The sequence below is a fragment of the Bradyrhizobium sp. SZCCHNR3119 genome (genome assembly GCF_032487775.1).
GTDB lineage: Bacteria > Pseudomonadota > Alphaproteobacteria > Rhizobiales > Xanthobacteraceae > Bradyrhizobium.
Window position 1 is genome coordinate 17,312 of record NZ_JAUEUV010000002.1, and the last position, 12,557, is coordinate 29,868.

The 12,557-nt window shown below is 65.8% G+C and carries 2 protein-coding genes; both read left to right on the forward strand.

From position 1 onward, the window contains the following. The first annotated feature begins 4 nt into the window (after positions 1-4). Positions 5-6,451 (forward strand): non-ribosomal peptide synthetase, encoded by a 6,447-nt coding sequence (locus tag QX034_RS27395; protein ID WP_315707328.1) that lies wholly within the window; start codon positions 5-7, stop codon positions 6,449-6,451. Then, on the forward strand, positions 6,448-12,474 hold the full coding sequence (locus QX034_RS27400) for a non-ribosomal peptide synthetase (protein ID WP_315707327.1): 6,027 nt from the start codon (positions 6,448-6,450) through the stop codon (positions 12,472-12,474). The genes QX034_RS27395 and QX034_RS27400 overlap by 4 nt, the downstream gene beginning before the upstream one ends. Positions 12,475-12,557 lie beyond the last annotated feature (83 nt).

Below are 12,557 nucleotides of genomic sequence, written 5' to 3' on the forward strand. Positions count from 1 at the left end.
ATCGATGAACATGCATACGAGCAAGACCAAGGGACAGCCCAGGATCGGTCAGCAGCACCTCGATCGCCTCATCGCCTCAGTCGGCGGCCCACGGCAGGTCGAGGACATCTATCCGTTGTCGCCGATGCAGCAGGGCATGCTGTTCCATAGCCTCTACGAGCCCGACTCCGCGCTCTACGTGATCTCGCTGGCCTGTCGGCTGGAGGGAGCGCTCGATGTCGATGCCTTCGAGCAGGCCTGGCAACTGGCGGTGGCGCGTCATGCCGTGCTGCGGAGCGCCTTTGTCGGCCAGGATCTGGCAATACAGCTACAGGTCGTCTTGCGCAGGGCTGTGCTGCCTTTCGCGCGCGAGGATTGGCGAGGCTTGCCTGCTGCCGAGCAGGAGACTCGGTTCACGGAGCTGCAGCAGGCCGAGAGGACCCGCAACTTCGATTTCGACCGCCCGCCGCTGATGCGGCTCTGCTTGATCCGAACCGGTGAGCGCGCTTACGGCCTGCTCTGGAACAGCCATCACATCCTGTTCGATGGCTGGTCGATGCCGCTGCTGCTCGATGACGTCTTTGCTGCCTACGTCGCTCTGAGCCGGCGTGAGGCGCCGCAGCTGATTCCGGTGCGTCCGTTCCGTGACTACATCGCCTGGCTGCAGCGCCAGGACATGCCGGCGGCGGAAGCCTATTGGCGGCAGCGTCTCGCAGGCTTCGACACGCCGACCTCCTTGCTCCTGGCGCGACCCCAGCCTGACGCCACGCGAAGCGAGCGTTATGCCGAGCATAGCCACGTGATCGGGACGGAGTTGACCACGCTCGAGAGCTTCGCACGCCATCACAAATTGACCATCAACACGCTGGTGCAGGGAGCCTGGGCTCTGCTGCTTGGCCGCTACTGCGACAGGGATGACGTGGTATTCGGCGTCACGGTATCAGGACGCCCAGCTGATATACCGGACGTCGAGCGCACAGTCGGCCTGTTCGTCAACACGCTGCCGCTGCGTATCGCACTGCCGCGTCATCACCATGTGCTGGATTGGCTGCGCGAGGTCCAGGCGCGCCAGACGGAGTTGCTGGAACATCAATATAGCCCGCTGTCCCTGGTCCAGCGCTGGAGCGAGGTGTCGGATGGCACACCGCTGTTCGAGAGCATTGTCGCATTCGAGAACTATCCGACGCAACTATCCGCGGTGACCGCTCTCACGCGGACCTTGCGGATCAGGAGTGTCACCACGTCCGAGCGGACCAACTATCCGCTGACCCTGCAGGTCATCGGCGAACAGTCGCTGCTGGTCAAGCTGATCTATGATGCCGAGCGGTTCGAGGCGTCGGCGATCGAACGGCTGATCGGTCATTTTGAGCAGATTTTGGATCAGATCATCGTCGATCCGGCGCGGCCGCTGTCGGCGATGTCATTACTGAGCGAGGACGAGCAGCGCCAGGTCGTGACGGAGTTCAACCCAGCGCCGGCGAGCTATTCGACAGCTGTGCTGCACGAGCTGTTTGCTGCGCAGGCTGCGCGGACGCCGGACGCGGTTGCGCTCAGCTTCGAAAGCGAGACGCTGACTTACGGTGAACTCGATCGTCGCGCCAATCAGCTAGGGCATCACCTGCAGGAACTCGGCGTCGGTCCCGAGGTCGTCGTCGGCCTTTATCTCGAGCGCTCGATCGACGCTGTGGTCGGCCTGCTCGGCATCCTCAAGGCGGGCGGCGCCTATCTACCGCTCGACCCGAGCTACCCGGCCGAGCGGCTCGCCTACATGCTTGATGATGCCAGGGCGCGGATCCTGCTCACCCAGCAAGGCCGCGGCGATCGCCTGCCTGCGAATGACGCCATCGTGGTGCAACTCGACCGCGACTGGCCAGATATCGCGCGCCATCCTGAGACGGCGCCGGCAAGCAACTGCGCGTCCGACAACCTCGCTTATGTCATCTACACGTCAGGTTCTACCGGCAAGCCCAAGGGCACGCTCATTCCCCATGATCGTGTCACCAGGTTGTTGGCTGCCACGGATGCCTGGTTCAGCTTCGGCCCAGAGGACGTCTGGACCTTGTTTCATTCGCTCGCCTTCGATTTTTCTGTCTGGGAGGTGTGGGGTGCGCTGCTCAAGGGCGGCAGGCTGGTGGTGGTGCCCTACTGGATCAGCCGGTCGCCCGATCTGTTTCATGAGCTTTTGGCGCGCGAAGGCGTCACGGTCCTCAATCAGACGCCGTCGGCCTTCGCCGGGCTGATCCGGGCCGATCGCGATGCGGCCCGGGAGCTGGCGCTCCGCTTTGTGATCTTCGGTGGCGAGGCGCTGAATTTTGCCGAGCTTGCGCCTTGGTTCGAGCGGCATGGCGACACGCAGCCACAACTCATCAATATGTACGGCATCACCGAGACCACGGTCCATGTGACCTGGCGGCCCGTCAGGCGGGCGGATGTCGAGGCCGCCGCGAGCGCGATTGGCTGCCCGATTCCCGATCTGCAGACCTACGTTCTCGACCGGGGGCTCGAACCTGCGCCGATCGGGGTTGCGGGCGAGCTTTATGTTGGCGGCGCAGGCCTTGCCCGCGGCTACCTCGGCCGGCCCGGCCTGACGGCCGAGCGCTTCGTGCCAAGCCCGTTTGCATCGGGTGAGCGGCTCTACCGTACCGGCGACCTGGTGCGTTGGAGGGCGAACGGTCAGCTCGATTATCTCGGCCGCATTGACCATCAGGTGAAGATCCGCGGTTTCCGTATCGAGCTCGGCGAGATCGAGGCAGCGATGCTGGCGCAGCCCGGGGTCGAGCGAGCAGCCGTGGTGGTACGCGACGGCACTGCCGGCAAGCAACTTGTCGCCTATGTGGTGCCGTCTCGGGATGTCGCCCTCGATGTGAGTGAGGTGCGCGCTCGACTGCAGCAATCCCTTCCGGACTACATGGTGCCTTCGACTGTGATGCGGCTCGATCGTTTGCCGCTGACCTCGAACGGCAAGCTCGATTACAATGCGCTGCCGGCGCCGGATCGGCACGGAGAGGATGACTACATTGCGCCCCGCAACGCGGCTGAACTGACATTGGCGGCTATCTTCGCCGATGTTCTCGGTGTTGATCGCGTTGGCGTCAATGACGATTTCTTCGCGCTCGGGGGACATTCACTGCTTGCGACCCAAGTGGTGGCCCGTGCACAGCAGGAACTCGCAGTCCAAGTCCCTTTGCGCACGTTGTTCGAGTCGCCCACGGTCGCAGGCTTGGCCGAGCGGCTGCAGCTCGCGCCAGCGCCATCAGCGCCACTGTTGTTGCCGGTACCGCGCGATGCGCCGTTGCTGTTGTCGCATGGTCAGGAGCGGCTTTGGTTTGTGGAGCAGCTTGGGCTTGCGGGCGGGACCTACAACATCTCGGCGGCGGTGCGGCTGGTGGGCCGGCTTGATGGCGCGGCACTGTCGGCGGCTTTGAGCGAGGTGGTTCGACGGCACGAGGTGTTGCGGACGCGGTTCGAGCCGCAGGGTGAGAGCGCGGTGCAGCGGATCGATCCGCCCTGGCAGGTCGAGCTGGAGCCGGTTGTGGTCTCCGCGGAGGAGGCGCGGCAGCGGGCGGAGCGCATCATGCAGCAGCCGTTCGACCTGGCCCGTGACCGGCTGTTGCGGGCGGCGCTGCTGCAGCTGGCGCCCGAGGACCACGTGCTGGTGCTGTCGATGCATCACGTGGTGTCGGACGGCTGGTCGATGGGGGTGCTGGTCGGGGAGGTGGAGCAGCTATATGCGGCCTTTGCGGCGGGACGTTCCTCGCCATTGCCAGCCCTGCCGATCCAATATGCCGACTATGCAGTGTGGCAGCGGCGCTGGTTGGCGGAAGAGACGCTGCAGCGGCAGCTTGGCTATTGGACGCAGCAGCTGTCCGGCGCACCGGCCGGGCTGGAGCTTGCAACCGACCGGCCGCGGCCGGCGGTGCCGAGCTTCCGCGGCGCTTTGCATCGCTTCACGATCGACGAGAGGCGCACCGTGGCGCTGTCGCAGCTGGCGCGTGCGGAGGGCGCGACCCTGTTCATGGTGCTGCTGGCGGCGTTCGACGTCGTGCTGGCGCGCTGGAGCGGCCAGGACGATGTGGTGGTGGGGACGCCGATCGCAGGACGGACACGGGCCGAGACGGAGAACCTGATCGGCTTCTTCGTCAACATGCTGGCGCTGCGCACCGATCTTGCGGGTGCGCCGTCGTTCCGCCAACTGCTGCGGCGGGTGAAGGCGACCGCGCTCGATGCCTATGCGCATCAGGACCTGCCGTTCGAGAAGCTGGTGGAGGCGCTGCATCCGGTTCGCGACCTGAGCCGGGAGCCGATCTTCCAGGTGGTGTTCGCGCTGCAGAACATGCCGCAGCGGGCAGGGCGGATGGCGGGCCTTTCCATCGAACCGTTCGCGACCGGAACGGTGGCGGCCAAGTTCGATCTGGAGCTGTCGCTGGCGGAAGCCGATGGCGCGCTACAGGGCTCGCTGGTCTATGCCGCCGATTTGTTCGAGGACAGCACGATCGCACGGCTGGTGGAGCACTTCATGCGGGTGCTGGACGGGATCGTGGCGGAGCCCGACCGACCATTGTCTGCGCTCGATCTGCTGAGCGAGGCCGAGCGGCGGCGGCTGATCGTGGACTGGAACGACACCGCGGCGAGCTACCCGCAGGATGTCTGCCTGCACGAGCTGTTCGCCGCGCATGCGGAACGCCGGCCGGATGCGGTTGCGGCGATCTGGGAAGATGACGAGCTTTGCTATGGCGAGCTCGATCGCTGCGCCAACCAGCTGGCGCATCATCTGCGCGGGCTGGGCGTCGGCCCCGACGTGATCGTCGGGCTGTGTGTGGAGCGCTCGCTGGACATGGTGGTGGGGGTGCTCGGCATCCTCAAGGCGGGCGGGGCCTATCTGCCGCTCGACCCGCGCTATCCGGCCGAGCGGCTGGCCTACATGCTGGATGATGCCAAGGTTGAGGTGCTGCTGACGCAGGAGGCGCTGCTGCAGCGCCTGCCGGCGAGCGATGCGATCGTGGTGCGGCTCGATGTCGATGGACAGGCGATTGCCGCGCATCCCGAGACGGCGCCGATGAGCGGTGTCGATGCCGATCATCTGGCCTATGTGATCTACACCTCGGGCTCGACCGGCAAGCCGAAGGGGGTGATGATCAGCCATCGCGGCATCATGAACCTTGCCGACGCGCAGCTGGCACGGCTGCCGCTGGAGGAGAGCGACCGCATCCTGCAGTTCGCCTCGATCAGCTTCGATGCGGCGGTGTGGGACCTGGTGATGAGCTGGCGGGTCGGGGCGGCGCTGGTGCTGGCGGCCCAGCACGAGCTGATGCCGGGCGAGCCGTTGCGCGAGCTGCTGCTGCGGCAGCGCATCAGCACGGTGCTGCTGCCGCCGGCGGCGCTGGCCGCCTTGCCTGTCGCCGAGTTCAAGGATCTGAAGACGCTGCTCGTCGGCGGCGAGGCCTGCTCGGCGGAGCTGTTGCGGCCATGGCTGGCGGGGCGGCAGGTATTCAACGCCTATGGTCCGACCGAAGCCAGCGTGTGCACCACCATGTTCCGCTGCGACGGCGCTGGCCGGCCGCCGATCGGCCGTCCGTTGCCGAACACCAGGAGCTATGTGCTGGACCGGCGACTGCAGCCGGTGCCGGTCGGGGTGGCCGGCGAGCTCCATATCGGCGGCATCGGTGTCGCGCGCGGCTATCTGCGGCGGCCGGGGCTGACGGCGGAGCGCTTCCTGCCGAACCCGTTCACGCCCGGCGAGCGGCTGTACCGCACCGGAGACCTGGTGCGCTGGCGCGCCGATGGCGAACTGGAGTTCTTGGGGCGGCTGGATACTCAGGTGAAGCTGCGTGGCTTCCGCATCGAGCTCGGCGAGATCGAGGCGGCGCTGTTGGCGCAGCCCGGCGTGACGCAGGCTGCAGCTGTCATACGCGAGGATGGCGCCGGCAAGCGGCTGGTGGCCTATGTGGTGGCGGATCCGGAAGCCTCGGCCGACATCAGCGAGCTGCGCCGCCAGCTGCAACAGGGGCTGCCGGACTACATGGTGCCGTCGGCGATCGTGCGGCTGGACCGGCTGCCGTTGACCCCGAACGGCAAGTTCGACCGCAACGCGTTGCCGGCGCCCGACCGCAATCGCGGGGCCGGCGAGCAGCCGCCGCGCAATCCGGTCGAGACCGTGCTGGCCGGCCTGTTCGCCGAGGTCCTCGGCCTCGACCGCGTCGGCATCAATGACAACTTCTTCGAGCTCGGAGGCCATTCGCTGCTGGCGATGCAGCTCATCGGCCAGGTGCGGGCCACGCTTGGAATTGAGCTGCCTGTCCGTGTGATCTTCACGGGACCCACGGTGGCTGACATTGCGCTGCATGTTGAAGAGGCGCTCGCCGGCGATATCGAGTCGATGACAGCCGAAGAGCTCAAGATCGCCTTGCAGGATCTGGACGATGTCAGCGCCAAGCGCGACCAATCCGAGGCCGTGATCGGGAGCATGGGATGACCAACATTGCATCGTTGCGGCGTGAACTGCTGCAGCGGCGAATGGCCGCCGCTGCCGAAGGACGGCGTGTCGTTCGGGATATCCCGTGCGCTCCGCGCGATGCGCCGTTGCTGTTGTCGCATGGTCAGGAGCGGCTTTGGTTTGTGGAGCAGCTTGGGCTTGCGGGCGGGACCTACAACATCTCGGCGGCGGTGCGGCTGGTGGGCCGGCTTGATGGCGCGGCACTGTCGGCGGCTTTGAGCGAGGTGGTTCGACGGCACGAGGTGTTGCGGACGCGGTTCGAGCCGCAGGGTGAGAGCGCGGTGCAGCGGATCGATCCGCCCTGGCAGGTCGAGCTGGAGCCGGTTGTGGTCTCCGCGGAGGAGGCGCGGCAGCGGGCGGAGCGCATCATGCAGCAGCCGTTCGACCTGGCCCGTGACCGGCTGTTGCGGGCGGCGCTGCTGCAGCTGGCGCCCGAGGACCACGTGCTGGTGCTGTCGATGCATCACGTGGTGTCGGACGGCTGGTCGATGGGGGTGCTGGTCGGGGAGGTGGAGCAGCTATATGCGGCCTTTGCGGCGGGACGTTCCTCGCCATTGCCAGCCCTGCCGATCCAATATGCCGACTATGCAGTGTGGCAGCGGCGCTGGTTGGCGGAAGAGACGCTGCAGCGGCAGCTTGGCTATTGGACGCAGCAGCTGTCCGGCGCACCGGCCGGGCTGGAGCTTGCAACCGACCGGCCGCGGCCGGCGGTGCCGAGCTTCCGCGGCGCTTTGCATCGCTTCACGATCGACGAGAGGCGCACCGTGGCGCTGTCGCAGCTGGCGCGTGCGGAGGGCGCGACCCTGTTCATGGTGCTGCTGGCGGCGTTCGACGTCGTGCTGGCGCGCTGGAGCGGCCAGGACGATGTGGTGGTGGGGACGCCGATCGCAGGACGGACACGGGCCGAGACGGAGAACCTGATCGGCTTCTTCGTCAACATGCTGGCGCTGCGCACCGATCTTGCGGGTGCGCCGTCGTTCCGCCAACTGCTGCGGCGGGTGAAGGCGACCGCGCTCGATGCCTATGCGCATCAGGACCTGCCGTTCGAGAAGCTGGTGGAGGCGCTGCATCCGGTTCGCGACCTGAGCCGGGAGCCGATCTTCCAGGTGGTGTTCGCGCTGCAGAACATGCCGCAGCGGGCAGGGCGGATGGCGGGCCTTTCCATCGAACCGTTCGCGACCGGAACGGTGGCGGCCAAGTTCGATCTGGAGCTGTCGCTGGCGGAAGCCGATGGCGCGCTACAGGGCTCGCTGGTCTATGCCGCCGATTTGTTCGAGGACAGCACGATCGCACGGCTGGTGGAGCACTTCATGCGGGTGCTGGACGGGATCGTGGCGGAGCCCGACCGACCATTGTCTGCGCTCGATCTGCTGAGCGAGGCCGAGCGGCGGCGGCTGATCGTGGACTGGAACGACACCGCGGCGAGCTACCCGCAGGATGTCTGCCTGCACGAGCTGTTCGCCGCGCATGCGGAACGCCGGCCGGATGCGGTTGCGGCGATCTGGGAAGATGACGAGCTTTGCTATGGCGAGCTCGATCGCTGCGCCAACCAGCTGGCGCATCATCTGCGCGGGCTGGGCGTCGGCCCCGACGTGATCGTCGGGCTGTGTGTGGAGCGCTCGCTGGACATGGTGGTGGGGGTGCTCGGCATCCTCAAGGCGGGCGGGGCCTATCTGCCGCTCGACCCGCGCTATCCGGCCGAGCGGCTGGCCTACATGCTGGATGATGCCAAGGTTGAGGTGCTGCTGACGCAGGAGGCGCTGCTGCAGCGCCTGCCGGCGAGCGATGCGATCGTGGTGCGGCTCGATGTCGATGGACAGGCGATTGCCGCGCATCCCGAGACGGCGCCGATGAGCGGTGTCGATGCCGATCATCTGGCCTATGTGATCTACACCTCGGGCTCGACCGGCAAGCCGAAGGGGGTGATGATCAGCCATCGCGGCATCATGAACCTTGCCGACGCGCAGCTGGCACGGCTGCCGCTGGAGGAGAGCGACCGCATCCTGCAGTTCGCCTCGATCAGCTTCGATGCGGCGGTGTGGGACCTGGTGATGAGCTGGCGGGTCGGGGCGGCGCTGGTGCTGGCGGCCCAGCACGAGCTGATGCCGGGCGAGCCGTTGCGCGAGCTGCTGCTGCGGCAGCGCATCAGCACGGTGCTGCTGCCGCCGGCGGCGCTGGCCGCCTTGCCTGTCGCCGAGTTCAAGGATCTGAAGACGCTGCTCGTCGGCGGCGAGGCCTGCTCGGCGGAGCTGTTGCGGCCATGGCTGGCGGGGCGGCAGGTATTCAACGCCTATGGTCCGACCGAAGCCAGCGTGTGCACCACCATGTTCCGCTGCGACGGCGCTGGCCGGCCGCCGATCGGCCGTCCGTTGCCGAACACCAGGAGCTATGTGCTGGACCGGCGACTGCAGCCGGTGCCGGTCGGGGTGGCCGGCGAGCTCCATATCGGCGGCATCGGTGTCGCGCGCGGCTATCTGCGGCGGCCGGGGCTGACGGCGGAGCGCTTCCTGCCGAACCCGTTCACGCCCGGCGAGCGGCTGTACCGCACCGGAGACCTGGTGCGCTGGCGCGCCGATGGCGAACTGGAGTTCTTGGGGCGGCTGGATACTCAGGTGAAGCTGCGTGGCTTCCGCATCGAGCTCGGCGAGATCGAGGCGGCGCTGTTGGCGCAGCCCGGCGTGACGCAGGCTGCAGCTGTCATACGCGAGGATGGCGCCGGCAAGCGGCTGGTGGCCTATGTGGTGGCGGATCCGGAAGCCTCGGCCGACATCAGCGAGCTGCGCCGCCAGCTGCAACAGGGGCTGCCGGACTACATGGTGCCGTCGGCGATCGTGCGGCTGGACCGGCTGCCGTTGACCCCGAACGGCAAGTTCGACCGCAACGCGTTGCCGGCGCCCGACCGCAATCGCGGGGCCGGCGAGCAGCCGCCGCGCAATCCGGTCGAGACCGTGCTGGCCGGCCTGTTCGCCGAGGTCCTCGGCCTCGACCGCGTCGGCATCAATGACAACTTCTTCGAGCTCGGAGGCGACTCGATCCAATCCATGCAACTCGTCTCGCGTGCGCGCGCCAGCGGTGTGACGATCACGCCGCGGCAGATCTTTCAATACCAGACCGTCGCGACACTGGCCCAGGTCGCGGATCGATCGCAAATTGTCGTCGATGTCGATAGCGCGCCGGACCGTGCACCTTTGACTCCGATTCAGCGCTGGTTCTTCGAACAGCCGGGACCGATCAACCACTTCAACCAGTCTGTCCTGCTTGAAGTGCCGGCTGATATCAAACAGGCTCACCTCGAGCGCGCGCTCGCATCGCTCCTGATCCATCACGATGCGCTGCGCAGCCGATTTGTCCGAGAGGAGGCCGGCTGGCGGCAGCAGCTTTTGCCGGTTGATGAGGTCTCCGTCACGCTCTCACATTTCGATTTGGCGGAGCTCGCCCCCGCCGCGCGAATATCTCAGCTGGAAATTGCAGCGACCGCGCTTCAGCAAGGTCTCGACCCCAGCGCCGGCCGGCTGGTTGTTGCCGCCTGGTTCGATTTCGGTGCCGAGGCCCCCGGCAGGCTTCTGTTCATCATCCACCATCTCGTCGTCGACGGCGTGTCCTGGCGCATCCTGATCGAGGATTTCATGGCCGGCTACGATCAGCTCGAACGCCGCGAGACGATCACTCTTGCCAACAAAACCACTTCGTTCGGGACATGGGCCACACGAATTTCAAGCCATGCGCACTCGGCGGAAGTATTGGACGAACTCGATTTTTGGACCGCCACCTGTCGGGATGCGCCGGAATTTCCGACCGACCACGCCGTTGATTTCAGCTTTGCAACCTATGGTGAAACCGAAGGTCTGACGACAGGATTGTCTGCTGAAGACACTGAAGCGCTGCTCACGATCGTGCCGAAGGCCTATCATACTCGTATCAACGACGCTCTGCTCGCAGCGCTCGCCGTCGCACTGACCGATTGGCGTGCGGCCCGAGGCGAGACCGAGACCGCGACGCTTGTCGATCTTGAGGGCCACGGTCGTGAAGACATGGTTGCGGCCGTAGATCTGTCGCGGACCGTCGGTTGGTTCACCACCATGTTTCCGGTTCGGCTCGATGCGGGACAACTGGACGTTGCCGATTTCAGGGATGGCGGCTTGGCGGCAGGCATCGCGCTCAGGCGCATCAAGGAGCATCTTCGCCGGGTACCCCAAGGTGGCATCGGCTGGGGATTGTTGCGCTATCTCAACGACGAGACCGTGGACGTCTTGCGATCGCTGCCACGAGCCGCGATCAGCTTCAACTATCTCGGACGCTTCGATGAAACCACGGAGCAAGGCTGGCGTCTCGCGGGCGAGAGTTCGGGCGTTCAGATCGCACCGGAGCGGGGCAGGGACCATCTGCTCGAGGTGGTGGCGCTCATCAGTGGCGCCAGGCTGAAGCTCGAGTGGCGCTGGTGGCCGGCGGCGCATGATCGGGCCTCGATCGACGATCTGGCCGAGCGCTTCACGGCAGCCTTGCGCGGGGTGATCCGCCACTGCGCTGCACGCCCGTTAGGGCAATTTACACCGTCCGATTTCTCGTTGGTTCGCCTCGACGAGGCGCGGCTTGCTGCCCTGCAGCAGCACTATCCCGATATCGAAGACATCTGGCCGCTCGGGCCGATGCAGCGGATCATGCTGGCGCACGCCCGGCGGTCACCGGATAGCGTAGCTTATCACGAGCAGATCTGGCTGCATCTGGAAGGCGAGCTCGATTGTGCTGCGTTAGAGGCAGCATGGTACGAATTGGCGGCTCGGCATCCTGCGTTGCGCGTCGCCTTTCCGGACGACGAGGGGGAGCCATTGCAGGTCGTGCGGCGGAACGCAAAGCCGCGCTGGTCCGCCACTGACAATTCGGTGGCCGCGGCTGACATTGCCGAGCAGCATCTGCAGGAGTTTCTCTCCGAGGATCGAAAGCAGGGGCTCGATCTTGCTGCGGGAGACGTGCTGCGTGCGAGCCTTCTGCGCCACGCGTCCACACAGCACACCCTGGTTCTGAGCTTTCACCATCTGCTCCTCGATGGTTGGTCGATTGCGCCTCTGTTGCGGGAGTTCATGGACCTCTATCTCGCCGCGCGCGGAGTTCGCTCGGCCATGCCTGTACCCAGATCGTTTCGCGACTATCTCGCCTGGCTCGTCTCCGCCGATCAAATCGCTAGCCGTGCGTTCTGGCTCGACCGCCTGGAAGGTGCAGCCTTGCCCTATCGGTTGAATTTGCCGCCAGGTGATCCAACAGCTCCGGCCGATGCATGCGCGGAGCATCGCGCGATACTCTTGGAGCGGTTGACCGCACGGCTCCAGGCCACAGCCCAAACTCAGCACCTGACAATGAATACCCTTGTTCAGGGCGCGTGGATTTTGGCTCTCGTGCGTCAAGCAAACAAGAACGAGATCGTGTTCGGCATGACGACCGCTGTCCGCCCCGGCGAATTGCCCGGCGTCGAGCAGATCCTGGGATTGTGCACCAACATCCTGCCGCGGCGTATTCATATAGATCCGGGAATGCTCGTGACGGATTGGCTGACGGATTTGCAGGTTCGGCAGGCCGAGGAACAGGTGTACGACCGAAGTCTGTTGAGCGACATTCAACATTGGGTCGGTGTGCCGTCGGACCAGGCTCTGTTCGAATCGGTCGTTGTCTTTGAGAACTATCCGACCGGGAGTTCGCTTGCGAGCAGCACAGCTGTGCCGCCGGCTGAAGTCAGGGTCACCGCGACCGGCAGCTTCGAAGCGGGCATTGATTTTCCATTATGCCTCGTGATTGCACCGGCCGCGCGGCTGGGCTTCCGGCTGGTCTTCAGCCCGCATCGCTTTGATGCGACGGCGATGAAATGTTTGTTGGACGATGTGGTTGAACTGCTGATGGCGATCGCCGCCGATCCCAAGTTGCCTCTTGCGATGTTTCGGCGAGACGTTCCAGCGCTCGGCGCAAGGCAAAGCCAACGAACCGCGCGGGTCGATCCGGTTACACAGCTATGACGCCGAGCAGCACGCGCGGCGCGCCGAGCACCGCCTTGCCGAACGCTGCGGCCACCCGGACGGAAGCAGCGTCGGTTGAAGAT